At 51.9% G+C, this 25316-nt stretch carries 23 protein-coding genes; 13 read left to right on the forward strand and 10 right to left on the reverse strand.

Annotated elements, in window-relative coordinates:
• Positions 1 to 61 precede the first annotated feature (61 nt).
• Positions 62 to 268, reverse strand: a complete 207-nt coding sequence (locus PLU01S_RS14605; protein WP_010797657.1) for a DUF6316 family protein — start codon at positions 266 to 268, stop codon at positions 62 to 64.
• Between the two features lie 363 nt (positions 269 to 631).
• Here PLU01S_RS14605 and PLU01S_RS14610 point away from each other — a divergent pair, with 363 nt between their 5' ends.
• Positions 632 to 2305 (forward strand): VRR-NUC domain-containing protein, encoded by a 1674-nt coding sequence (locus tag PLU01S_RS14610; protein WP_074827536.1) that lies wholly within the window; start codon positions 632 to 634, stop codon positions 2303 to 2305.
• Complete coding sequence (locus PLU01S_RS14615; RefSeq protein WP_074827533.1) at positions 2266 to 4581, forward strand: ATP-dependent DNA helicase; 2316 nt, start codon at positions 2266 to 2268, stop codon at positions 4579 to 4581. Before PLU01S_RS14610 ends, PLU01S_RS14615 begins: the two co-directional genes overlap by 40 nt.
• 92 nt (positions 4582 to 4673) lie before the next feature.
• On the opposite strand, the gene cyoE is transcribed toward PLU01S_RS14615, so the two are convergent.
• From cyoE to PLU01S_RS14650, 7 genes are all read right to left on the reverse strand, one after another.
• Positions 4674 to 5561, reverse strand: a complete 888-nt coding sequence (gene cyoE, locus PLU01S_RS14620; protein ID WP_010797660.1) for a heme o synthase — start codon at positions 5559 to 5561, stop codon at positions 4674 to 4676.
• A gap of 11 nt (positions 5562 to 5572) precedes the next feature.
• Entirely contained in the window at positions 5573 to 5911 is a 339-nt protein-coding gene (gene cyoD, locus PLU01S_RS14625) for a cytochrome o ubiquinol oxidase subunit IV (RefSeq protein WP_010797661.1), read from the reverse strand.
• The gene (locus PLU01S_RS14630) at positions 5911 to 6525 is read right to left on the reverse strand and encodes a cytochrome o ubiquinol oxidase subunit III (protein ID WP_010797662.1); all 615 of its coding nucleotides are present in this window, start codon (positions 6523 to 6525) and stop codon (positions 5911 to 5913) included. The genes cyoD and PLU01S_RS14630 overlap by 1 nt, the downstream gene beginning before the upstream one ends.
• A 4-nt stretch (positions 6526 to 6529) precedes the next feature.
• On the reverse strand, positions 6530 to 8509 hold the full coding sequence (cyoB, locus tag PLU01S_RS14635; protein ID WP_074827531.1) for a cytochrome o ubiquinol oxidase subunit I: 1980 nt from the start codon (positions 8507 to 8509) through the stop codon (positions 6530 to 6532).
• 3 nt (positions 8510 to 8512) lie between these two features.
• Entirely contained in the window at positions 8513 to 9430 is a 918-nt protein-coding gene (gene cyoA, locus PLU01S_RS14640; RefSeq protein WP_010797664.1) for a ubiquinol oxidase subunit II, read from the reverse strand.
• Positions 9431 to 10501: 1071 nt separating this feature from the next.
• Positions 10502 to 11122, reverse strand: a complete 621-nt coding sequence (locus tag PLU01S_RS14645; protein WP_074827529.1) for an NAD(P)H-dependent oxidoreductase — start codon at positions 11120 to 11122, stop codon at positions 10502 to 10504.
• Positions 11115 to 12509: a class II fumarate hydratase gene (locus PLU01S_RS14650; RefSeq protein ID WP_074827527.1), complete on the reverse strand. Its 1395-nt coding sequence runs from the start codon at positions 12507 to 12509 to the stop codon at positions 11115 to 11117. Before PLU01S_RS14650 ends, PLU01S_RS14645 begins: the two co-directional genes overlap by 8 nt.
• 289 nt (positions 12510 to 12798) lie before the next feature.
• Here PLU01S_RS14650 and PLU01S_RS14655 point away from each other — a divergent pair, with 289 nt between their 5' ends.
• The 11 genes from PLU01S_RS14655 to PLU01S_RS14705 all read left to right on the forward strand — a co-directional run bounded on the left by PLU01S_RS14655 (position 12799) and on the right by PLU01S_RS14705 (position 22536).
• Positions 12799 to 13326 (forward strand): DUF2059 domain-containing protein, encoded by a 528-nt coding sequence (locus PLU01S_RS14655; protein ID WP_074827526.1) that lies wholly within the window; start codon positions 12799 to 12801, stop codon positions 13324 to 13326.
• A 13-nt stretch (positions 13327 to 13339) separates the two neighbouring features.
• Positions 13340 to 13654: a BolA family protein gene (locus PLU01S_RS14660; protein ID WP_010797668.1), complete on the forward strand. Its 315-nt coding sequence runs from the start codon at positions 13340 to 13342 to the stop codon at positions 13652 to 13654.
• Positions 13655 to 13791: 137 nt separating this feature from the next.
• Positions 13792 to 14742, forward strand: coding sequence for an oxygen-dependent tRNA uridine(34) hydroxylase TrhO (gene trhO, locus PLU01S_RS14665; protein ID WP_019365884.1), 951 nt, complete (start codon positions 13792 to 13794; stop codon positions 14740 to 14742).
• 3 nt (positions 14743 to 14745) lie between these two features.
• A complete protein-coding gene (locus PLU01S_RS14670) occupies positions 14746 to 15378 on the forward strand; it encodes a DsbA family protein (RefSeq protein ID WP_074827522.1) in 633 nt (210 codons plus the stop codon).
• Between the two features lie 75 nt (positions 15379 to 15453).
• Positions 15454 to 15870: an alternative ribosome rescue aminoacyl-tRNA hydrolase ArfB gene (arfB, locus tag PLU01S_RS14675; protein ID WP_074827520.1), complete on the forward strand. Its 417-nt coding sequence runs from the start codon at positions 15454 to 15456 to the stop codon at positions 15868 to 15870.
• Positions 15871 to 16139: 269 nt separating this feature from the next.
• Positions 16140 to 18101, forward strand: a complete 1962-nt coding sequence (acs, locus tag PLU01S_RS14680) for an acetate--CoA ligase (protein ID WP_074827518.1) — start codon at positions 16140 to 16142, stop codon at positions 18099 to 18101.
• A gap of 395 nt (positions 18102 to 18496) precedes the next feature.
• On the forward strand, positions 18497 to 19276 hold the full coding sequence (locus PLU01S_RS14685; protein ID WP_074827516.1) for an ABC transporter substrate-binding protein: 780 nt from the start codon (positions 18497 to 18499) through the stop codon (positions 19274 to 19276).
• Positions 19277 to 19366: 90 nt separating this feature from the next.
• On the forward strand, positions 19367 to 20056 hold the full coding sequence (locus tag PLU01S_RS14690; RefSeq protein WP_010797674.1) for an ABC transporter permease: 690 nt from the start codon (positions 19367 to 19369) through the stop codon (positions 20054 to 20056).
• Positions 20053 to 20751, forward strand: coding sequence for an ABC transporter permease (locus PLU01S_RS14695; RefSeq protein ID WP_010797675.1), 699 nt, complete (start codon positions 20053 to 20055; stop codon positions 20749 to 20751). The genes PLU01S_RS14690 and PLU01S_RS14695 overlap by 4 nt, the downstream gene beginning before the upstream one ends.
• Before the next feature lie 57 nt (positions 20752 to 20808).
• Complete coding sequence (locus PLU01S_RS14700) at positions 20809 to 21573, forward strand: ABC transporter ATP-binding protein (protein WP_010797676.1); 765 nt, start codon at positions 20809 to 20811, stop codon at positions 21571 to 21573.
• 3 nt (positions 21574 to 21576) lie between these two features.
• Positions 21577 to 22536: a GlxA family transcriptional regulator gene (locus PLU01S_RS14705; protein ID WP_074827514.1), complete on the forward strand. Its 960-nt coding sequence runs from the start codon at positions 21577 to 21579 to the stop codon at positions 22534 to 22536.
• 18 nt (positions 22537 to 22554) lie between these two features.
• On the opposite strand, the gene PLU01S_RS14710 is transcribed toward PLU01S_RS14705, so the two are convergent.
• Both PLU01S_RS14710 and PLU01S_RS14715 read right to left on the reverse strand, forming a co-directional pair.
• Positions 22555 to 24366 (reverse strand): putative bifunctional diguanylate cyclase/phosphodiesterase, encoded by a 1812-nt coding sequence (locus PLU01S_RS14710; protein WP_083397941.1) that lies wholly within the window; start codon positions 24364 to 24366, stop codon positions 22555 to 22557.
• 255 nt (positions 24367 to 24621) lie between these two features.
• Entirely contained in the window at positions 24622 to 25068 is a 447-nt protein-coding gene (locus tag PLU01S_RS14715) for a CHASE4 domain-containing protein (RefSeq protein WP_159435107.1), read from the reverse strand.
• Between the last annotated feature and the right edge of the window lie 248 nt (positions 25069 to 25316).

A 25316-nucleotide genomic window follows, 5' to 3' on the forward strand; every position in this document is an offset into this window, starting at 1 on the left:
TGCTTATTTGGGCCAAGCAAAGCGCAAGTCTAGCCGATCCGAACGCGAGATTTTAGAGGAATTAGCCAGCTCGCTTTTGAATTTCAGCGGCCTGGGTCATTCTGGAGATATACCGTCCGATCTGGTGCTCGGCCTCTTCACGGGTAAAAAAAGGTCCTTCGAGCGTACCTTCTCGCGTTGTGAAGAAATAATTGCCATTAACCCAGCTAATGCGCTCGCTGCGAAAATGAGTGGCTGAAGTACTATCTTCAGTGCGCTTACCAAACATGACTGATCTCCGAACCGATTTACTTTCTGACCGCGCAAAACAGCGTTGGTTTGCTTTACCGTCAACTATTTTGGCTATGGATATATTGCCAAGCGTTTCCAGAATGGCAGGGTTACAGCGCGAGTCGTATCACTAAAGGTGTAGGTGATAATTCGCTACCTGAAAAGCTTGAGATATAACCACTGAACATTAGAGTTCAGTTTTTAGGTATCTGTTGCATCCATTCATCCAGACATGGTTGATTGGTAGTCGCCTCGCTGTTATCTGTATATACATCCACCCTGTGCTCGAAAGACCTCCTTCATTCAACTACGCAAAAACGGGTTTCTTTTGTTAAGGCCCGTAGCGGTACTCTGACCCTCCATGCACGCTACTCGAATTCTGGAAGATCCGTTTTATTACCTGAATAATTTCCACACGGTACTGGCCTGGACCGGCGAGCGTTACAGTGATCTTCTGAATGAGACGGAGAAGGTGTTTCTCCAGGTTTTTCCTTCGCTTCCTAAAGCCTCGCAGGCCCTGTTGGTTAGAATGGTCATGCGCAAAGGGGCGCTGTTCCGAGGCAGCAAGCTGTGCTACCAGGAGATTGGCTGCCCCCATCAAGCAGTGTTGCCACTGGTTGAGCTGGGCTGGGTATCGGATAGGCCAGTACTTTCTCTAGAGCAACTGTTCGGGTTACTGAAAAAGGCAGAATTGGCTCAGGTCTTTCCTGAGCAGTTATCTCGCTCATCTTTAAAGAAGTCAGAGCAGCTTGAGGCGCTCAAGGCTGACTTTGATGATCCGAGGCTGCTGACGGAATGGTGCAGTTCGCTGGATGACCGCGTCTATGAAATTACCGTTACAAACATATGTGACCGATTAAGGCTTATGTTTTTCGGTAATTTACATCAGGACTGGAGCGAGTTCGTCTTATCGGATCTCGGAATTTTTCGTTATGAAAAGGTGGAATTTTCTGATTCATCACGAGGCTTCCGTGTCCGCAAAGACATCGATGATTACGTAGCACTATATGACTGTCGTGAGCGCTTTCGTGACGGAACTGCATTGGACGACATTCTAAATGTGCTCTCCAGATTACCGTTAGATAATGATTGGCTGGAGGCACGCAGAGGTAAACTGACTTATGAGGTTGCCTACTGCTGTGAACAGCAGGGTAACTTTACTGCCGCCCTGGATCTCTATCAGAGTTGCCGGCATCCTGGCGCAAGAATTCGCGCTATCCGCGTACTCGAAAAAACCGAGCAGTATAAAGCCGCTTTCGAACTGGCCTGCCAGGCAGAGCGAGCTCCAGAAAGTGATAGTGAAGCCCAGCTATTGGCCCGTATGTTACCCCGGCTGCGGCGTAAGCTGAGTATGCCCAAGTTGCCCAAGCGCATCGAACGCTGCGTTGAGCGTATCGACCTGACGTTACATCGTCTGGATGCTTGTCGTCCCGTTGAGTTATGTGTTCAAGAGCATCTGTCGGAACCTGATGCGCCGGTCTTTTATGTTGAAAATATCCTGATCAATGCGCTACTTGGTCTTTTATGCTGGGACGCAATTTTTGTTCCTTTGCCTGGAGCCTTCTTTCATCCTTTTCATCGCGCTCCTGCCGACATTCATATGCCGCAATTCGCAACCAGGCGTGCACAGCAATTTGAAGCATGCCTGTCTCAGCTCGAAAGTGGCTGTTATAAGGAAACCATCAAACGCAACTTCCTGGAAAAGCAGGGTATTCAGGCCCCTTTTATTGCATGGGGAGCCGTAACGGCAGAAGTGTTGGAGCTAGCATTGCAGTGCTTGCCTCCCCAGCATTTACGCGTGTGGTTCGAGCGAATACTTCAAGATGTAAAGGTCAACCGGACAGGATTTCCAGACTTGATCCAATTCTGGCCCCACGAGCGACGGTACCGCATGATCGAAGTGAAGGGACCGGGTGATCGTCTCCAAGATAATCAGGTTCGCTGGTTGGATTACTCTATGGCTCATGAAATGCCGGTATGTGTGTGTTATGTGCAATGGGAGGAGTCTGTTGCGTGCAGTACAGCGTTGCTGTAAGGGCTCTGTGTGAGTTTGTTGCTAAGCAGGGAGACCTTGATCTACGTTTCACGCCATCACCGACAGCCCTTGAGGGCATTCAAGGACATGGCATCGTTACCTCGCGTCGAAAGCAGTCTTACCAGCGGGAGGTCGCGCTGGAGGGTGAGTACAGGCATCTTCGCATCAAAGGGCGGGCCGATGGATACGACCCGGAGCTGAACCGGCTCGAGGAAATAAAAACTTACCGGGGTGACCTGACTCACATGCCGCCCAATCATCGTCACCTGCATTGGGCGCAAGCGAAGATATATGGATGGCTGTTATGCCAAAAATTGTCGCTTCATGAGCTCGAGCTGGCGTTGGTGTATTTTGATGTAGGCAGTCAGAAGGAAACTACTCTGCTTGAGCGGTTTACATCTGGAGTGCTTAAAGAGTACTTCGAACGGCAGTGCAGCCTGTTTCTGGACTGGGCTGAGCAGGAACTGACTCATCGCGAGCACCGCCAGCGTTACCTGGAGGCGTTACCCTTTCCACATGCCTCCTTTCGTACGGGGCAGCGTGATCTTGCCGAGGCTGTCTATAAAGCGGCCCACGTAGGCTGTAGCCTCATGATCCAGGCGCCCACGGGGATAGGCAAAACCATTGGCACCTTGTTTCCATTGCTCAAGGCTATGCCACGGCAAAATCTGGACAAGGTCTTTTTTCTTACCGCAAAGAATTCTGGTCGGCAGTTGGCTTTCAATGCGATGGGCGCTATCACCCAGGCCGCACCAGAGCTTTCGCTGCGTATTCTGGAGCTGAGGGCACGCGACAAGGCATGTGAACACACGGATAAAGCATGCCATGGTGAATCCTGTCCTCTGGCCAAGGGGTTCTATGACCGTTTGCCCCAAGCCCGGCAAGCCGCCTTGAAGGAAAAGGTACTGGATCATGATTCGCTACGCACCATAGCGCTTGGGTGGCAGGTTTGTCCCTATTACCTGAGTCAGGAGATGGCGCGCTGGTGCGATGTCATTGTAGGGGATTACAACTACTACTTTGACAGCAGCGCTATGCTTTTTGCCTTAAAGGAGCAGAGTCAATGGCGGATCGGAATCCTCGTTGATGAAGCTCATAATCTATTGGAGCGTGCGCGGGGGATGTATACCGCCTCTCTGGATCATGCTGTAGTAGCGTCACTTCGCAAAGAAAGACCTCCAGGGCTGAAGCAGCCACTGGATCGGATCAATCGTTGCTGGAATGCCTTAATCAAGGTACAACCCTCAACCTATCAGGCATACGACGAAATTCCCGCGAAGTTGTTATCCGCGCTGCAAAAAGCGATTTCAGCTATAAACGACCTGCTTAACGAGACGCTGGCTCCACTGGATGCTACGCTTCAGCGTTTCTATTTTGATGCAATTCAATTCGTTCGGATGGCTGAAAGTTTTGGTGAGCACTCACTGTTCGAATTACTGAAAAAAAATGAGCTGTCACGTAAACCAGCCGTGCAACAGTCCGTTGTAACCATACGGAATGTAGTCCCGGCACCTTTTATCGGCCCGCGATTCAACGCAACCCATGCCGCTATTCTTTTTTCCGCGACCTTAAGTCCGCCTCACTTCTTGCGGGATACGCTTGGGCTTGCAGCGGGTACACCTTGGGTTAACGTAAAGTCCCCGTTTGCGGCTGAACAGTTATCGGTTCGCCTCGTAGACAACATTTCGACGCGTTATCAGCACCGAGAGCAATCCCTGCGGCCCATTGCAGAGTTAATGGCTTGGCAGTACAGACAGGAGCCAGGAAATTATCTGGCTTTCTTTAGTAGCTTCGACTATCTCGAAAAGACTGCATCGTTATTTTCCAATCTTTTCCCGGACATTCCGCTTTGGCTCCAGGCACGGCAGATGAATGAGGCAGACAGGGTCCAGTTTCTGCAACGGTTTACAAACACCAGCAGCGGTGTTGGTTTCGTAGTACTAGGGGGGAGTTTTGGCGAGGGTGTCGATTTGCCAGGGCAGCGGCTGATAGGAGCTTTTATCGCAACACTTGGCCTTCCTCAGATCAATCCTACCAATGAACAAATCAGGACGAAGCTCGACCGACAATTTGGTACTGGTTATGACTATGCCTACTTTTATCCAGGTATGCATAAGGTCATTCAGGCAGCAGGTCGCGTCATAAGGACAACCTCTGATCGTGGTGTGCTGTACCTGATTGATGACCGTTTTGCTCAGTCCAAGGTCAGACGGCTATTGCCTGAGTGGTGGAAGGCGCAGACCTTTCGATGGCCTTACAGCGTTAACCAGAAATAAGTCTGAAGGAAAAAGCGTAGGCTGGAGAGGCGGTAGTAGGGGAAGGGACTCAGGGCCTGAACGAGTTGTCCAGGCCCTGAGGTGAGGCACTGTTAGCGAGCCATCGCTACCAGTACTTCAGAGGCAGGAACATTGAAGTCTACTGACATCATCACGCTCAGCGCAGTGATCGTAACGATGGAGAAGACGAACAATTTTCTTGCCCAGGCATTGTCATCGTTGGTCTTGTAGCCCATTAGAGCCATGCGCAACCAATAAACGCCCATGGCTGCTGCAACCACCAAGTACTTATAACCGGCGTAGCCCCCAATCGTGAGCGCTAGCGTAGCGGCCAGAAAGGCCAGGATATAGACCGTAATATGGCGCTTGGTTACAGGGATACCCTTCATGACTGGCAATACCGGAATTGAAGCTGCCCGATAGTCGTTCAGTCTGAAGATTGCAATGGCGTAGGAGTGCGGCATTTGCCAGAGGCAGAAAATCAGCAGAAGAATAGCGGCACCCATATCGAACTCATTGCTAACGGCGCAATAGCCGATTACAGGAGGAGCCGCACCCGACAGGCTACCCACTAGGGTGCCATACACAGATTTACGCTTCAGGCACAGGCTGTATAGACCCACATACACAACGAATCCCATGAGCCCAAAGGCTGCGGATAGCGCATTTACCTTGAAGTAAAGAAGCGCGATACCCGCAATGCCCAAGAGCGTGGCATAGGACAATGTGACACTTGGAGAGATAAGTCCTTGGACGAGGACACGATTTTTCGTCCGTTCCATGACCTTATCAATGTCACGGTCAATATAGTTATTGAAGACGCAGCCGGAAGCGATGACCAGAGACACCCCTACTGCGGTAGCTAAGAAAAGTGCTAAGTCGATGCTTCCTTTCGAAGCAAGGAAAAAACCTCCGGCAACCGAGATCAGGTTGCCGAAGATAATGCCAGGCTTCGTTATAAGTAGGTATTTCTTGATCATCGAAGCGACTCTTAGTGGGCCAGCATGTTGCTATGCATGCCGTGAATGATCCACAGTGACCCTGCAACCACGATGACAGTAATCAGAATAGTGAAGGCAAAAGCGATCACATTCCAGCGCTGCTCGGACGACGTATTCATGTGCAGGAAGAACACTAGGTGTACAAAGATCTGCACAAGTGCCATTACCCAGATCACGATCAGCGTAGCCGACTGTGACAGCACAGGGTTCATGACGATGCCGAATGGGATCACGGTCAGGATGACGGACAGAACGAAGCCAATGATGTACGACTTCACAGTGCCGTGGCTGGAGCCCGCGTGGACAATATGTCCGTGTTCGTGAGCCATTACATAACCCCCATCAGATATACAACGGTAAACACGCAGATCCAGACGATGTCCAGGAAGTGCCAGAAGAGGCTCAGGCACATCAGGCGGGTCTGGTTGGTCGCAGTCAGACCTTTCTGGCTAACCTGAATCATCAGGATTGCCATCCAGATCAGACCGGATGTGACGTGCAGACCGTGAGTACCGACCAAGGTAAAGAACGCAGATAGAAACGCGCTACGCTGAGGGCCAAAGCCTTCAGCAATCAGGTGATGGAATTCGTTGATTTCCATCACGATGAAGCCAAGGCCGAGCAGGAAGGTAACAGCCAGCCAGCCCAGCGCCTTGCTCTTTTGCTCCTTGTGTGCAGCGATCATGGCAAAGCCATACGTGATACTACTGAACAGCAGCAGGAAGGTTTCTACCAGAACATAAGGCAGTTCAAAAATTTCTTTACCGGTAGGACCGCCGGCAAAGCTACCGCTCAGGACAGCGTAGGATGCGAAGATAGTCGCAAACAGAATGCAGTCCGTCATCAGGTACAGCCAGAAACCGAATACAGTCATGGATCCGGCATCGTGGTGCCCATGCTCCTCAGCATGGGCAACTTGGTTGTGAAGAACTTGACTAGACATAAGTTTAAGCCTGACTCGCTGCTAGTTTCTGGAGATGTTCATTCTCGATACGTGCCACTTCAGCGGCAGGTACGTAGTAGTCGATGTCATCGTCGAAGCTGCGAACGATAAAGGTAGCGATCATGCCGACGAATCCAACAGCAGCTAGCCACCAGATGTGCCAGATAAGAGCAAAGCCGAGGGCTAGACTGAACATACCCATGATGAATCCAACGCCTGTGTTGCGCGGCATGTGAATGTCTTTGTAGTCAGCAGCTTTACGCTCAGCCAGACCTTTTTCCTTAGCTCCCCAGTACGCGTCGATATCATCAACAACCGGCTGCTCTGCGAAGTTATAGAAAGGTGGCGGAGAAGAAGTAGACCATTCCAATGTACGGCCACCCCATGGATCACCGGTTACGTCCTGGTTCAGCTTGCGATCACGGATGCTGACGTAGTACTGCAGCAGCTGGCATATAACGCCACACAGAATGATGGCTGTACCAATAGCCGCCACGATCAGCCAAGGATGCCAGTCCGGGTTGTCATAATGGTTCAGACGACGAGTCATACCCATGAAGCCCAGTACATACAGCGGCATGAAGGCAAGGTAGAAGCCAACCAACCAGCACCAGAAGGCATATTTGCCCAACTTTTCGTTAAGCGTGAAGCCGAATGCTTTCGGGAACCAGTAAGCCACACCCGCAAAGTAACCGAAGACGGCACCGCCGATGATCACGTTGTGGAAGTGAGCGATCAGGAACAGGCTGTTATGCAGCACAAAGTCAGCGCCTGGAACAGCCAGCAGAACGCCAGTCATACCACCGATACTGAAAGTGATAATGAAGCCAATGGTCCACATCATCGGAGTGGTGAAGCGGATACGGCCTTTGTACATGGTGAAGAGCCAGGTAAAGATCTTCACACCAGTCGGGATGGCAATAATAGTCGTAGCGATACCGAAGAACGCATTGACGTTAGCACCGGAGCCCATGGTAAAGAAGTGGTGCAGCCATACAATAAAGGACAGCACGGTAATAGCCAGCGTAGCCCATACCATGGATACGTAGCCGAACATGCGCTTGCCGCTGAATGTAGACGCTACCTCAGAGAACACGCCAAAGGCGGGCAGAATGAGGATATATACTTCCGGGTGACCCCACGCCCAAATCAAGTTGACGTACATCATGGGGTTGCCACCAAGCTCGTTGGTGAAGAAGTGCATGCCCAGATAACGGTCAAGCGAGAGCATAGCCAATGTGGCGGTCAGAATCGGGAAAGCTGCAATGATCAGAATGCTGGTGCACAGGGCGTTCCAGGTGAAGATCGGCATTCTCATCAGAGTCATGCCAGTGGTGCGCATTTTTAGAATGGTCACCACAAAGTTCACGCCTGTTAATAGCGTACCCAGTCCCGAAAGTTGCAATGCCCAAATGTAGTAATCCACCCCTACGCCCGGACTGTATTGGATACCTGACAATGGTGGATAAGCTACCCAGCCGGTTGCTGCGAACTCACCAATGGCTAGAGATAGGTTGATAAGGATTGCACCTACCGCAAATACCCAGAAACTGAAAGAGTTCAGGAAGGGGAAGGCAACGTCTCGTGCGCCAATTTGCAGCGGCACGACAAGGTTCATGAGACCAGTCACCATTGGCATGGCCACGAAGAAGATCATGATCGTGCCGTGTGCGGTAAAAATCTGGTCGTAGTGATGTGGAGGCAGATAGCCTTCTGCACCGCCGGCTGCGATAGCCTGCTGTGCACGCATCATGATGGCGTCGGAGAAGCCGCGGAGCAGCATGATGAGCGCCACCAGGATGTACATCACCCCGATTTTCTTGTGGTCAACCGTCGTGATCCATTCGGACCACAGGTAACCCCATTTTTTGAAATAGGTGAGGCCGATAAATACGGCTATCACACCCAGAATCATGGCACCGACCGCACCTACGATGATCGGTTCATGATAAGGAATGTCTGCGAGACTTAATTTTCCGAACATGATTTACTCCGCCGCACCTTCGTGCGCACTCTTATTCATTGCCTGATCCATTACCTGATCTACACGCTTGCTGTAATCGCCTTTCAAGTATTTATCGATGATGTCCTGGAAAAGGTGAGGAGCCACGGATGAGTAATACTCGATCGGGTGCTTCTCGCTGGGCATGGCCAGGTCTGCATAGACCTCAGAGCTCAGTGTCTTAGGAGAAGCCTTGACCTTGTCGACCCACGCGTTGAACTCTTCAGGTGTCGTAGCGTGTGCGATGAACTTCATATCCGAGAAGCCAGCGCCGCTGTAGTTGGCCGAGCCACCGCCATACTGGCCAGTTTCATGAGCCATCAAATGCAGTTGGGTCTGCATGCCACCCATGGCGTAGACCATGCTGCCCAAGGCCGGAATAAACAGAGTGTTCATGACGGTATCGGAGGTGATGCGAAAGTTAACCGGCGTGTTGGCCGGGAATGCAATCTCGTTGACCGTAGCGATACCCTGTTCCGGATAAACGAAAACCCACTTCCAATCGGTAGCAATAGCTTCGATGGTAATCGGCTTGACGTCAGAGTCGAGTGGCCTGAAAGGGTCAAGAGAGTGGCTGGTCTTCCAGATGAGCACGGCCAGAATAGCCACGATCACCAGCGGAACACCCCATACAACCACTTCGACCTTAGTCGAGTGCGCCCAGTTGGGTGCGTAATCGGCATCCTTATTGGAGGCGCGATATTTGATTGAGAAAAGGATCGCCATGACGATGACTGGGATAACGACAATCAACATCAGGCCAGTGGCAGTCAATATAAGGTGTTTTGATTCTAAACCTACTGGGCCTTTAGGGTCTAAAAGCGTCATGTTACAACCACTGAGTAAACCAGTGGCACCTAAAGCCAATAGGCTAGAAAAAATACTATGTTTCTTTTTTCTCATCTCACGACCTCGGTTGAGGGGCACTCTTCGTTTCAGGGGGATAGCCAGTAATCGGTACCATCACTTATTTAAGTGCGGCGCAGAAATAGGTCAGGCTGATGAAGCTTTGGGTGTCGCGGTCATTACAAACGTGTCGATGACGTCGTGCGTCATTGAGTCACATGTAAGGATATGTTACGACCGAAATCCATTTGAGCCAAGCTGAGCCGGTCTTGGGCCTACGTCTGGATTGCACGTTTCACCAGTCCTCCTTACCTAGCCTGCGTAGAGTGCGGGCTTGTTCGGGCCTTAATGTTGAAATCGATCGCAACTGGAAAACAGGACTCTCCCAGACAGGCTACGCGCTCGTGGTATTACCAAGCATAGCAGGGGATACATTTAAGGCTTGGCCGTGCCATGAATCTTATTCACGTCAGTGCCGTGTACCAAAAATAACGCTGCAACTTGGGTAGCGTAAGCTGTACCAATAAGCACGAGGCCTATGCGGACGCGCTAATGGGCAGCATCCGGACCAATCTCGCTTGCTTACCAACCCGGTGGACTTGAAGCCATCTGCTTGCGAGCGAGCATATTGTTGCAAGTTGAAAATTCACCCTGCCTTATGTAGGCATATTGCTATCAATCAGGTGTTTTTTCTCTCTCTCAAGAGCGCTTCAAGGCACGCCTTATTGGGCCGTGCGCAGTTTAAGTTCATCTAGGGTTCACGTCTATCATTGAGTCGCTTTTAGGCGATACAAGGAGCTAGCTAAGTCCTTGATTTTTCAATGCCTGCTTCAATATGTCGCACCTTGATTGAGAGATTGTTGATTGTAGGGAATTGACAGCAGGCAAGTACTACAAAAAGAAGCGGAAAAGGAGTCGAAGCGAGAGTGCTAAAAATAAAGATTGTTACATATTGTGAAATTATGTTTTGTCATGAAAGTACGCTGGCAAGCATACGCCAGCGCAACTCAAATAAGGTTTGGTTTCTACGAAGTCAGTTCTGTTATGCATATTGGGACTTTCTTATTTAAAAGACTATTTACTAAGTTCAAGTAATTAATTTAGCAGCATACCTTTTAATAAAGGTTTCTAGTTCAAGTGCGACCCCATTCTTTGCACATCTTGAAGCCATCTCAATCGTTGTTCCTCGCTACTTGCTCTTATTGGTGCGAATTCCAGATGATCACGAATCTGTATGCCACACACATCCAAGGCCTCTCGCATCATGAGGCGATGCGGAGAAAGTCCTCTCAGGCGCTTCCAGGGAGTAGGCAGGCTGTCAGCAGTGACGATAAGGTCAGCGCTTCGGCCTGATAGAAGTTGTTCGCCTCCCCAGATCTGATCGCGATAAGCGAATGCGAAGCCTGGCAAGAAAACACGCTCGATAAAGCCGCTTAAAAGGGCAGGTAGGCCACCCCACCAGATGGGGTAAACAAATAGAAGATGTTCTGCCCAATGAATCAGTCGTTGAGCTTCCAGCAAATCTTCTTCAAGAATCTGGCTCTTATCGTAGCCTTCTCGAAGTACCGGGTCGAAACTAAGCTCTCCCAGTCGTAATTCACGTACTACATGATTATGTTGGCGAGCCCCTTGTATATAGGCTGCGCTCAATGCATGACAAAAGCTTTCGCTCTTGGGCGAGCCCTGGATAACCAGGACTCGCTTGCCATCGCCCTCTAGAGGTGTTGCGCCCGTTCTTGGCTCAGCCATGGCTGCCTGCTTCCAGCATGGTTTCAGGTCTTACCCACTCATCGAACTGCGCCTCGTTCAGATGACCAAGCTCAAGGGCTGCTGTTCTGAGGGTCTTATTTTCGGCATAAGCCTTCTTCGCAATTTCAGCGGCCTTGTCATAACCAATGTGGGGGTTCAAGGCTGTTACAAGCATCAGACCCTGCTCAAGGTGAGCTGCCATTTTCTCGGCGTCAGGCTCCATGCCGGCTACGCAATGTTTGTTGAAATTGCGGCAGCCGTCGGCCAGTAAGCGAATGGATTCAAGAATGTTATAAGCAATGACAGGCTTGAAGACGTTCAGCTGCAGATGCCCCTGGCTGGCAGCGAAAGTGATGGTGGTATCGTTCCCCATTACCTGGCAGGCCAGCATGGTCAAGGCTTCCGCCTGGGTTGGATTGACCTTGCCGGGCATAATGGAGCTGCCAGGTTCATTGGCTGGTAGCTTGACCTCGGCAAAGCCTGCCCTGGGGCCGGAGCCCAGCAGGCGCAGGTCGTTACCAATCTTCATGAGGGCTACGGCCAGCGTTTTCAGTGCGCCTGACAGTGCGGTAAGTGGTTCGTGACCTGCCAGGGCAGCAAACTTGTTAGGTGCAGTGACAAAGGGTAGGCCGGTAAGTGATGCAATTTCTTTTGCAATCGCCTCGTCGAAGCCTTTGGGAGAGTTGAGGCCAGTTCCTACTGCCGTTCCGCCCTGAGCAAGTTCATAAATGGCTGGAAGGGCTGAGCGAATGGCGCTCTGAGCGATGTCGAGCTGAGCGACGTAGGCCGATACTTCCTGGCCGAAAGTAATAGGTGTTGCGTCCATCATATGGGTACGGCCAGTTTTGACCAGACTCATATGGCGTGCGGCCTGCTGGGCCAGACCTCCGGAAAGCTCATCGATAGCAGGCAGCAGATCTCCCAGTACGGCTTGTGCGGTTGCGATGTGCATTGCAGTCGGGAAGCAGTCGTTGGAGCTTTGGCCGCGGTTGACATGATCGTTAGGGTGCACAGGCTTCTTGCCACCCTTGCCCTGGCCTGCAAGTTCATTGGCGCGCCCCGCGATCACCTCATTGACGTTCATATTGCTTTGGGTGCCGCTGCCGGTTTGCCAGACAACCAAGGGAAACTGATCATCATGACGCCCTTCAAGCACCTCATTGCTTGATTGCTCGATAAGGTCCGCTATCTCTTGCGGCAATTCGCCTAACCCTGCATTCACCCGAGCCGCTGCTTTCTTGATCAGCGTAAGTGCATGCACGATCGCCAGCGGCATTTTCTGGCCACCAATGGCGAAGTTTTCCATAGAGCGCTGTGTCTGAGCTCCCCAATAGGCATTTTCGTCGACTTCTACAGGACCTAGGCTGTCGGTTTCGGTACGGCTCATGATGCTCTCCTGCATGCAAATTTTGGGTGGTCGGCGCGCTGGCCAATGAAAGGCTTTCAAGCAGTAATGGGAAACCAATAGGGCCAAGGCTAGCGCTTATCGGTGATTAGTCTATTCAGATGTGGGGTGGGTTCCGAAAACATTAGGCGGGTCAGATTTCAGCTAGATTTACCATTGAAGATGCTGAAGCTTGCCTGAACGGAGCCGGAATACGACTTGAGTCATCGGGAAACACGTGGGCAGAATACAGATCTTTTAGCTATCGCTATTCATGTTTAAAGGATGTCCGATGAAGACTTTTCGTGCTGTCTGCACCGCTGTGATGCTCTCTGGTGTCAGTGGCCTGGCCCTGGCTGATGCGGCTAGCCATGCTGCCCAAGCCGAGCGGTTTCTAAAGCTGGCCAACGCCGACAAGCTCACTACACCGGTTTATGCCCAAGTGCATGAATTGTTTGATCAGCATTTCGCCCAGGCCAAGGCTCCGAGCAAGAAGGCTGTTCTTGAAAGCTACATTGCGCGTGCTAATGCAACACTGGACAAGTCGATTGGTTGGGACAAGGTTAAGCCTGATCTGGTCAAACTCTATACTCAGAACTTCAGTGAAGCCGAGCTGAAAGACTTGATCGACTTCTACCAGTCTCCACTGGGTAAGAAAATGATGAATACGCTACCGCAGATCTCCATGCAGTCTGCCCAGCTGACCCAGGGCAAGCTCGAGCAGGCAGTTCCCCAGGTCAACAAGCTGCTGAGTGATATGGATAAGGAGCTGGGTGTTAAGCCACAGGCTGCTCCTGAAGGTAGCGGTTCTAAGAAATAAGCGAGACCTATCCATGAGTATGCGCGACCGTATTCTTTCAACGTTAAGCATGCTGCAGCCGCAGCATCTTGATGTTGTTGACGAAAGCCACATGCACAGCCGTGGTCAGGAAACCCATTACAAGGCTGTAGTGGTCAGTGAACAATTTGAAGGGTTGAATGCCGTTAAGCGGCATCAGAAGGTCTACGGGGCGCTGGGTGGGCTGATGGGTGAGTTTCATGCCCTGGCGCTTCATACCTACACACCCGAAGAATGGGCCAGACAAGGAATGGCACCTGAGTCGCCGACATGTCGCGGTGGCAGCAAGCATGACGGACTGCACGACTAGAAGTGGCTGTGATCCGCTTGAGGGCTCTGTTCAAGCCCGTCGCGCTTCCTTAGACTTGTCGCTCCAGCGCCGGCCTTTGCCGGCGTTGTGCATTAACCGGTCCGTCCCTTACGAGGACGACCACTGGAGAAGTCGACATGTCTGGTTCTATTGTTGTAGCTGCACTGTATAAATTTGTCACCCTTGAAGATTACGTCGAGCGCCGTGAGCCCTTGCTTACTGTCATGTTGGACAATGAGGTAAAGGGCACCCTGCTACTGGCGCAAGAGGGCATCAATGGCACCATTGCTGGCTCTCGGGCCGGAATTGATGCGGTTCTGGCTTTTTTGAAGGCAGACTCGCGTCTGGTTGATCTTGAGCACAAGGAATCCTATTGCGATGAGCAGCCGTTCTATCGGACCAAGGTCAAGCTCAAGAAGGAAATTGTTACCTTGGGCGTGCCGGGCGTCGATCCCAACAAGAAGGTTGGAACCTACGTAGATCCGAAAGACTGGAATGCGCTTATTTCAGACCCTGATGTTGTATTGATTGATACGCGCAATGATTACGAGGTCGGTATCGGGACCTTTACCAATGCGGTGGATCCCAAGACCAAATCCTTCCGCGAGTTTCCTCAGTATGTCAGGCAGAATTTTGATCCTTCCCGTCATAAAAAAGTGGCCATGTTCTGCACTGGTGGTATCCGCTGCGAGAAAGCGTCGAGCTTCATGCTCAATGAGGGCTTCGAAGAGGTCTATCATCTTAAGGGTGGTATTCTGAAATATCTGGAAGAGGTGCCGCAGGAAGACAGTCTTTGGCAGGGCGACTGTTTTGTGTTCGATAACCGTGTAACGGTCAGGCACGATCTGAGTGAAGGGGAGTATGATCAGTGTCATGCTTGCCGGACGCCCATATCAGCTGCAGATCGGGAATCTGAGCACTACGTGCCTGGCATTAGCTGCCCTCATTGCTGGGACTCATTGCCAGAAAAAACACGTATCAGCGCACGTGAGCGTCAGAAGCAGATTGAGCTGGCCAGGCAGCGGAATCAGCCGCATCCCATTGGCCGGGATCCCCGACAGGTTTCCAAGCTATCGCAGGAGGCTTGACCTATGAAGGCGCGATTGCTCTATGTAATGGATCCTATGTGTTCCTGGTGCTGGGGGTTCGCGCCTGTCATGGAAGCACTGGCTGAGCAGGCACGTCTCTATGGCGTGCCCATGCATCTTGTCGTAGGTGGGCTGCGTAGAGAGCGAGTCGCCATGGATGCCGCAGCGCGGGTGCGTACTCTGTCTTATTGGCAAGCAGTCGAGGAAACTACAGGCCAACCCTTCACGGTTGACAATGCGCTGCCTGAAGGCTTTGTCTACGATACAGAGCCAGCCTGTCGTGCGCTGGTTGTAGCCAGAGGATTGGATGAGCAGGCGGTATGGCCGCTGGCAAAGCTTATCCAGCGTGCTTTTTATGTAGAAAACCGCGATGTTACCCAGCCGGCTGTTCTTGTTGAGATGGCGGAGAAGGCAGGACTGCCTCGCATTGAGTTTGCTCCGGCTTTCGATGCCCCAGAAACAAGAGCCGCAACCCAGGCGGACTTTGACTGGGCTCTCAATTTAGGCATTGCAGGCTTCCCGACCTTGCTGGCGGAGCGTGAGGGTCAGCTAGCGCTTGTCACCAATGGTTATCAGCCCCTCGATAACCTCTCCGAGCTTTTAGACATGTGGTTGGTGCGCGGTACTGAGTTCTAGTCCGCCTATTGTCTTTAAACCCTCATGATCCCTCGGGGTCTATCAAGGTACGTCCTTGCCTATGGCTATATATCAATGATTAGTATATCCAATACTGTTTCCCTGCCAGATACTGAAGTGGAATTGACGGCGGTGCGTGCTCAGGGGGCGGGCGGCCAAAATGTAAACAAGGTATCCAGCGCCATTCATTTGCGTTTCGATATCCGGGCTTCGTCGCTCCCGGATTTTTATAAGGAAAGGCTGCTGGCTCTGCAGGACACGCGTATTACGCGTGAAGGTGTTGTGGTACTCAAGGCGCAGCAATACAGAACGCAGGAGCAGAACCGTGAAGATGCATTAACGCGTCTTGCTGAGCTTATTCAGAGTGTTACCCGCGTTCAAAAAACACGCCGCCCAACCAAGCCAACGCTGGCGTCCAAAAAGAGACGACTCGAAGGAAAGACCAAGCGCAGTGCAGTCAAGGCAGGGCGTGGCCGGGTTGATTTTTCATAGAGGAGCTTGTACGGGCATTTGATGTGTCTGCAGTGTTTCCTGAGCATGACTCCCTTCTTTTGATGTAAGCCTGCCTTTTTGATGGTAATCAGATTATCTGGCGCCTCGGCTGTCTTTCACCGGGACATCAGCGATTTACGTTCCTGTCCATGATCAAGCAGCATCAGTACTGAGATAGCCGTTAAGACCTTTGTCGAATAGTTACCAAGGCGCTCAGCCAGTAAAACGGAACTACAAAAACAACAAACTTCTCCGTTGAGGTAACCGCCATGAGTGCCGCATCCCTCTATCCCGTACGTCCTGAAGTAGCCGCCCTGACGCTGACTGATGACGCTAGCTATAAGGCTCTATATCAGAAGTCCGTGATTAATCCAGACGGATTCTGGCGGGAGCAGGCCCAGCGGATCAGCTGGACAAAGCCATTTACTCGCGTCAAACAAACTTCATTTGACGATCACCATGTCGATATCAAGTGGTTTGCCGATGGAACGTTGAACGCGTCTTACAATTGCCTTGATCGCCATCTCGAAACGCGGGGTGATCAAGTGGCTATTATCTGGGAGGGCGATGATCCTTCTGAGCATCGTCACATTACCTATCGTGAATTGCACGAAGAGGTCTGCAAGTTTGCTAACGCACTGCGTGGCCAGGATGTACACCGTGGTGACGTAGTCACCATCTATATGCCAATGATTCCAGAAGCAGTGGTGGCCATGTTGGCGTGCGCTCGCATCGGTGCGGTGCATTCTGTCGTCTTCGGCGGCTTTTCTCCCGAGTCATTAGCGGGTCGTATCAGTGACTGTCGCTCTAAAGTCATCATCACTGCGGACGAGGGTGTCCGAGGCGGCAAGAAAACACCTCTGAAAGCCAACGTTGACGAGGCCTTGACCAATCCGGATACATGCTGTGTTCGTAAGGTCATTGTATGCAAGCGTACGGGTGCCCCCATTGCCTGGCATGCGCACCGCGACGTCTGGTATCACGACGTAACTCAGGTTGCCTCCGCGCACTGCGAGCCCAAGGAGATGGATGCCGAGGCGCCACTGTTCATCCTGTATACCTCAGGCTCTACCGGTAAACCCAAGGGCGTCATGCATACTACTGGCGGCTATATGGTTTATGCGTCACTCACGCATGAGCGGGTGTTCGACTATAAGCCAGGCGAGGTTTATTGGTGTACGGCTGATGTAGGCTGGATTACCGGTCATAGCTACATTGTCTACGGGCCTTTAGCCAATGGGGCTACCACATTATTGTTCGAAGGGGTCCCCAACTACCCGGACGTAACCCGTGTCGCCCAGATTATCGACAAGCATCAGGTAAATATTCTGTATACCGCTCCGACGGCTATCCGGGCGATGATGGCCCAGGGGGATGCGGCTGTTCGAGGGGCCGATGGTAAAAGTCTGCGCCTGCTGGGGTCAGTAGGTGAGCCGATCAACCCTGAGGCGTGGCACTGGTACTACAAAACCGTAGGACAAGAGCGTTGCCCGGTTGTTGATACCTGGTGGCAGACCGAGACGGGCGGAATTCTGATCAGTCCATTGCCTGGCGCTACGGCCTTGAAGCCTGGCTCCGCCACACGGCCTTTCTTTGGTGTTCAGCCAGCACTTGTCGATAATGAAGGCAATATCATTGAAGGGGCTGCGGAGGGCAATCTGGTTATTCTAGATTCCTGGCCGGGACAGGCGCGCACGATCTACGGTGACCACGATCGTTTCGTGGATACCTATTTCAAGACATTCAAGGGTATGTATTTCACCGGGGACGGCGCCCGTCGTGACGAGGATGGTTATTACTGGATTACCGGTCGCGTTGATGATGTCCTTAATGTTTCGGGACACCGCATGGGTACGGCAGAGATTGAAAGCTCAATGGTTGCACATCCCAAGGTGGCCGAAGCTGCTGTGGTAGGAATGCCTCACGATCTCAAAGGGCAGGGGATCTATGTTTACGTTACCCTCAACTCAGGTGAAGAGCCTTCGGAAGCGTTACGTCAAGAGCTCAAGCAGTGGGTGCGTAAGGATATAGGGCCTATTGCAACGCCTGACATCATTCAGTGGGCGCCGGGGCTGCCCAAAACACGCTCCGGAAAAATCATGCGTCGGATCCTGCGCAAGATTGCTGTAGGTGAATATGACGCGTTGGGCGACATTTCAACCTTAGCCGATCCAGGTGTTGTTCAGCAGCTTGTTGATACCCATCGTGGCATGACTCAGGCTGTAGCATGAGTACGTAACAACGGATGCGCCGAAATGAGGCCATGAGTAACATCTAGGCTTCATTTCGGCGCATTCTCTCTTCCCTGGCTCTACACGAATTGAGCTAAGCAGCGGTTTCATAAGGAAATATTGTCCTTGGGCGCGCTTATTGCTTCGTATATCTATTTTTAATTTTTTTCAAGCATGCTATCGTATAGCCTGTCAAGACTGTTTAGGTCTGTCTAAAACCCTTCTGTAATTACTTGTCGCATAGACGAAATAACCCTTACTAGGCTGCCGCTAGAATGCCGCTACCCACGCTGCTGCATTGCTGGTGCCATGCATGTGCATAGAGTATTGCCATGCGTATTGGTAGCCTGGGCTATTAACTAACGTCCGCAGCCCATTCCTTCGTAGGAGCTTGCATGAAAAAGCTGGCATTGCTTGGCGCTCTCGCGCTGTCTGTCCTCACCAACGTATCTGTAGCGGCCGATGGCAAGCCGGTTCGCATCGGAATTGAAGCAGCGTATCCGCCCTTTGCCTCGAAAGCAGCCGACGGCAGCATCGTGGGTTTTGACTATGACATCGGTAACGCGCTGTGTGCTGAAATGAAGGTCAAGTGCCAGTGGGTTGAGCAGGAGTTTGATGGTCTTATCCCTGCACTCAAAGTACGCAAGATCGACATGATCCTGTCATCGATGTCCATCACCGATGAACGTAAGCGTTCCGTTGACTTCACCAATAAGTATTACAATTCGCCAGCTAAGCTGGTGATGAAGGAAGGCGCTCAGGTCAACGATATCAAGACTGACCTGAAGGGTAAGAAGCTGGGTGTACAGCGTGGCAGTATTCATGACCGCTTTGCTACCGAGGTACTGGAGCCTGCCGGCGTGAGCATCACCCGCTATAGCTCTCAGAATGAAATCTATCTTGATCTGACCGCGGGCCGTCTCGACGGCACATTGGCCGATGCTACCTTATTGGACGACGGCTTCCTGAAAACCGATGCAGGCAAAGGGTTTGCCTTTACCGGGCCTGACTTCAATGATTCCAAGTATTTTGGCGAAGGTATCGGTATCGCTGTACGCAAGAACGACGGTGAGCTGAAAGAAAAGTTGAACACTGCAATCAGCACCATTCGCGAGAACGGTACGTATAAGAAAATTCAGGACAAATACTTTAATTTCAATATTTACGGAAATTAACGAATCCTGATGAGGCGTGGTGGCTTCACTGCCATCGCGCCTGTTTTGTATCTGGGCGCTTGATTTTGTTGCGCTGAGGAGTTGTCCACTATGCTCAACGGCTACGGGGCGAATATTGTCGATGGTGCCTGGCTTACCATACAGCTGGCCCTGATATCCATGGTGTTGGCCTGCGGCCTGGGTCTGGCTGGCGCTGCCTTTCGCCTTTCACCGGTACGCTGGCTGGCTTGGCTGGGCGATCTGTATTCGACAGTCATCCGGGGAATTCCCGACCTGGTATTGATTCTGCTGATCTTCTACGGTGGTCAGGATTTGATCAATCGTCTGGCTCCTATGGTGGGGTATGACGATTACATAGATATCAATCCGTTTGCAGCAGGTGTTTTTACTCTGGGTTTCATCTTCGGCGCATATTTGTCCGAAACCTTTCGAGGCGCTTTTTTGGGTATTCCAAAAGGGCAGGCTGAAGCGGGTGTTGCCTATGGCATGAGCGGCATCCAGGTATTTTTCCGAATTCTTGTCCCGCAAATGATTCGACTGGCCATCCCTGGATTTACCAATAATTGGTTAGTACTGACCAAGGCAACCGCGCTGATCTCTCTGGTGGGACTGCAGGACATGATGTTCAAGGCCAAGCAGGCGGCCGATGCTACCCGCGAGCCCTTCACGTTTTACGTGGCTGTTGCGGCGCTTTATCTGATTATCACCAGCGTGTCGCTTCTGTTGTTGAGGCTGGTTGAAAGACGTTATTCCGCAGGCGTTAAGGTGGCTGACCTATGATCTTTGACTACAACGTCATCTGGGAAAATTTGCCGCTTTATTTTAACGGGCTTCTGGTTACCTTGAAGTTGCTGGCTGTTTCTCTGGTCATTGGGCTGGCCGCTGCCATCCCGCTGGCGTTTATGCGGGTATCCAAGCGTATTCTGATCAATTTTCCTGCCTGGCTTTACACGTATGTAATTCGAGGAACACCAGGCTTGGTGCAGCTTTTCCTGATCTATTACGGCTTGGCTCAATTCGAGGTGATAAGGGAAAGCTGGCTCTGGCCTTGGCTCTCGAACGCCACGTTTTGTGCATGCCTGGCCTTTGCCATCAACACGAGCGCTTATACCGCCGAGATCATTGCGGGTAGCTTGAAGGCAACGCCGCACGGTGAGATCGAGGCGGCTCAGGCGATGGGAATGTCCCGTTCGCTCATGTATCGGCGGATCGTATTACCTTCTGCATTGCGTCGCGCACTGCCTCAGTACAGCAATGAGGTCATCATGATGCTGCAGACGACTAGTCTGGCCTCGATCGTAACCCTGGTCGACATTACCGGCGCAGCCCGTACAGTCAATTCCCAGTTTTATCTGCCTTTCGAGGCCTATGTCACCGCCGGCGTGTTCTACCTTGCGCTGACGTTTATTCTGGTCCGGCTATTCAAACTGGCCGAGCGGCACTGGCTCGCCTATCTGGCGCCTCGTAAACATTAAATATCGAGTACGAGCCGGGGCCTGTGCACTGGCTAGACTAATCAAGGCTTTGAAACCATGTTCAAACTTGAAATACAGGATCTACACAAGCGTTACGGTGATCATGAGGTGATCAAGGGGGTTTCGCTTGCGGCCAAGGCCGGCGATGTCATCAGTATCATCGGCTCCAGCGGTTCGGGTAAATCGACGTTGCTACGTTGCATCAATATGCTGGAACAGCCCCATGCGGGCAAAATCCTGCTTAATGGTGAAGAGCTCAAGCTGCAGTCTACCAAGCAGGGTGCGCTCAAGGCGGCAGATCCCAAGCAGCTGCAGAAGATGCGCTCGCGCTTGGCGATGGTGTTTCAGCATTTCAATCTATGGTCACATATGACGGTGATGCAGAACGTGATCGAGGCGCCAATTCATGTATTGGGTGTTCCCAAGGCTAAAGCCATCGAGCGAGCTGAGCGTTATCTGGCCAAGGTCGGGGTATCTCATCGTAAGGATGCATACCCTGCCCATATGTCGGGAGGCGAGCAGCAACGTGTAGCAATAGCTCGCGCGCTGGCCATGGAGCCTGAAGTTATGCTGTTTGATGAACCTACCTCTGCGCTGGATCCTGAGCTGGTAGGAGAGGTGCTCAAGGTGATGCGTGATCTGGCGCTTGAAGGGCGTACCATGGTGGTGGTTACCCATGAGATGGGCTTTGCCAGAGAGGTCTCCAATCAGGTTATCTTTCTGCATCAGGGGCGCGTCGAGGAGTCTGGCAATCCTCGTGAAGTTTTGGCTAATCCGAGCAGTGTGCGACTACAACAATTCCTGTCTGGCAGCTTGAAATAACATATGGCCATTCGTATAGGCTTTTTGATTTGGCCCGAAACCCGCCCTTTGACGGTAGCCCTGGCCGAAGAAGCCTTTCGAGTGGCTAGACGGCAGCAGGCCAGCGCTGAATACGTGCTTGAATTGATACGCATCGATCAGGCCGAGCAGCGCTTGACGCATATCTCCTGGCCCGCTCAACTGGAGCACTTCCAAAGAGTGTTTTTGTTGGCGGATGAGATTCCGCAATCACTCTCGGTCCCGCTGAGTACGGCGCTAAAGCAGTGCGCTCGATCCGGAGTGCAGGTAGGGGCTATTTCAGCAGGCGTATTTCCGCTGGCGCAGTCAGGTCTGCTTGACGGGTACCGCGCTGCGGTGCACTGGCGCTGGCTGGATGATTTCACAGAGCAGTATCCCAAGGTTATCGCAACTAATCATCTGTTTGAGTGGGACCGTGACCGGCTCTCTGCCTGTGGCGGTCTGGCTATCCTGGACATGGTCTTGTCCATGCTGAGCCATGACCATGGGGCGGACCTGGCTGGTGTTGTTTCGGAAGAGCTGGTTGTCGAGCGAATCCGCGAGGGTAATGAACGCCAGCGAATCCCACTGAAAAACCGGCTGGGCTCCAGTCATCCGAAGCTGACCCAGGCAGTGATGCTCATGGAGGCTAATATTGAAGAGCCGCTTACCACTGATGAAATTGCGCAGCATGTCTGCGTGTCACGTCGTCAGCTTGAGCGCATTTTCAAGCAGTACCTGTCACGTGTGCCAAGCCAATACTATCTGGAGCTTCGGCTGAATCGGGCACGCAAGATGCTGATGCAGACCAGCAAATCCATTATTCAAATTGGGCTGTCGTGCGGTTTTTCGTCGGGGCCTCATTTCTCCAGCGCCTATCGAAATTTCTTTGGTGTGACGCCGCGTGATGATCGTAATCAGCGGCGTGGTGCAGGACCGGATGTCGCGGTTGTTACCGAACGTTGAGCCGGGGCTTGGGCTTGCTCAGCCAAACAGTAGAGACAGTTCATGCGCAGGTAATGCCTTGCTGAAATGAAAGCCCTGTACCTCGTCGCAGGCATCGCCACGTAGGTGCTCAAGTTGCTCTGCTGTTTCTACGCCTTCAGCCGTAACCGTCATGCCAAGGGATTGGCCCAACGTAATGATGGCCTGGACGATAGCGCGATCGTCTGGGTTTGTACCGATACCAGCGACAAAGCTGCGGTCTATCTTGATGCCATCAAAGGGGTAGCTGCGCAGGTATCCCAGAGAAGAAAAGCCTGTACCAAAATCGTCCATGTGGAGACGTATCCCGAGCGCCTTCAGGCTGTTGAGTGTCTCCAGCGCTCCGTCAGCATCGTCCAGCATGACGCGCTCGGTAATTTCTAATTCAAGTCTGGAAGGGTCTAGCCTACTCTCGGTCAGCGCATTTTGTACCTGATTGATCAGGTCGTGGCGACCAAACTGTCGGGGCGAGAGATTCACAGAAATACCCACCGGTTGTGGCCAGTTGACAGCTACGTGGCAGGCACGTTTCAGTACCCAGTTTCCTATGGGAACGATAAGGCCGGTGTCTTCTGCCAGCGCAATGAAACTATCGGGTAGCAGCATGCCATGCTCAGGATGCTGCCAGCGTAATAGCGCTTCGAACCCGGTCAGCCGATTTCCCGTAAGCGAATAACGTGGCTGAAAATAGAGGCTCAATTCTTCTCTTTCCAACGCCTGACGGAGATCGTTCTCCAAGCGTCGACGGCTGGTAATCAGCTCGTTCATTTCGTGGGAGTAGAAGCGCCATGTATTACGGCCCGCAGCCTTGGACTGATAAAGCGCAATATCGGCGAGCCGCAGAAGCTCCTCTGCGTTATTTGTATCAGAGGGCGCTAGTGCAACGCCTATGCTTCCTCCGATAAACACGGTCTGGTCATCCACTTTGATAGGCTGATGGAGCTGATCAATGATTCGTGAGCTCAGTGCAGAGATTTCTTCATGGTTCTGAAGGCGGGTCATCACGACAATAAACTCATCACCACCGACCCGCGCGACTAGATCGGCTTCTCGAATGCAATTACGCAGGCGCTTGGCCACTTCCCTGAGCACTCTGTCGCCCGCTGCATGACCCAGCGCATCGTTGACCGGTTTGAAGCGATCCAGATCCACACTTAACAAGGCCACAGGGGCAACGCGTGTTGATGGGCTTACATGCTTTTTTAGAAACTCGTTCAAACGGTTGCGATTGGGCAGATCGGTTAAGGGATCATGCAGAGACAGGTGCCTTACCTGAGCTAGCGCCTTGACCTCGTCAGTAATATCGCTGGCCGTGCCGCGAAACCCTTGCGTGCCGTCTTTTATCGGTCGCGCCGAGACACGGCAGGTCCGCTGCTTACCTTGTCGGTCATGATAATGACAGACGAGTGGAGTAGATGTAGAGGCGTTCCTTCGATGGTTCAGCCATGTTGTCAATGACTCATGGTCTGCTGTCAGCAGTTCATTAAGGTTTTTGCCAAGCCACTGCTCAGGTGTAGTGCCTGTAACTTCCTCGAAGCGCCCTGAAAGATAGGTCAGGCGGTACTGAGCATCGATTTCCCACAGCCAGTCTGACGCGGCTTCTGCTACGTCTCTGAAGCGCTCCTCGCTAACCGCCAAAGCTTCCTTGCTCTGAGTCAATTCAACGTAATGAGCTTCCATGAGTCGTGCCGTAGAAAGTGCATTACGCAGGACTAGCCAGGTTGACGCGATCAGCATGAGACCCGCGATACCGAAGTAGGGAAGAATCGAGTCAAGCAGCGTCTGCCCATGACGTGGCGGGTCCCAGGCCAAGTAGCTATCAGCGCCAGGTGCTAGACGAAGCGTGGACGAGCCTTCAATCTGAGGCGTCTGTGTAGTCCGCAGATTGACTAATCCATATTGCGTACCCAGCGCCTTGAGCTTGTCTGGTGTAAGGATATTGACGAAGAGAAGTACTGAGCGGGTACCGGGCCGCTCCTTAACGGTTGGGTCTTTTCCTGGCGTGATAGATCCAGCCGCAACGATGGCAGGTACTGAGTCGACTTTCAGGAGTTCACTGACTACCTCTTACTTATTTTCAGGCGCGCGTGCCTTGTTCAGTAGAGCGTCAACATCGCCTTGTAACCATTGCCGGGCATCAAGAGGTGTTTGCTCACCCTCAAACAGTGAATAGACGGTTTTGTCCTGCGCATTTAGAACAAGTAATCCCTGAAAGCCATAGAGCTCATAAATCGACTCGCCCAGGTTTTCTCCGTCATACGCCCAGCTGATGTTGAGCTTAAGGTGCATGTTCTTGTAAAGCTCACCCCATTTGGAATAGTCAGATATATCCTTTTTTATGCTTGTATTCAGGTCTTCAAGGGCTTTTTGAGCAGCGTATAAGGTGTCTGCCTGAGCCTGTTGATCCTGGCTACGAGCGTTGTGGATCAACAGCCCACATGCGAGCGAAAACATCAGGAACAGCAATACTGTAACCAGAGGGAATACGCGACGGGTAAAAGTAGTACTGAGCATAGTAGGCAAAGGCGGCGCAGAGTGGTCTTGAAATATAGGCATTGATGGCAGATGGCCACTCTTAGGGAGGGGAGGCATCCTATAAGATGTCGACTGATGTGTGAAATAATTCAGCTAAAACAGATATTAAACTAGCAGGCCTAGTGAGCTTGGCGAAATAGATATTCGTCTGATGTAAGGCGGGCGCCCATGAGGCAGTAAACGAAGAACCTTGGATAAGAGGCTTTCATTGCCAATGCGTGCTGTTT

It is taken from the genome of Pseudomonas luteola NBRC 103146, assembly GCF_002091675.1.
Lineage (GTDB): Bacteria > Pseudomonadota > Gammaproteobacteria > Pseudomonadales > Pseudomonadaceae > Chryseomonas > Chryseomonas luteola.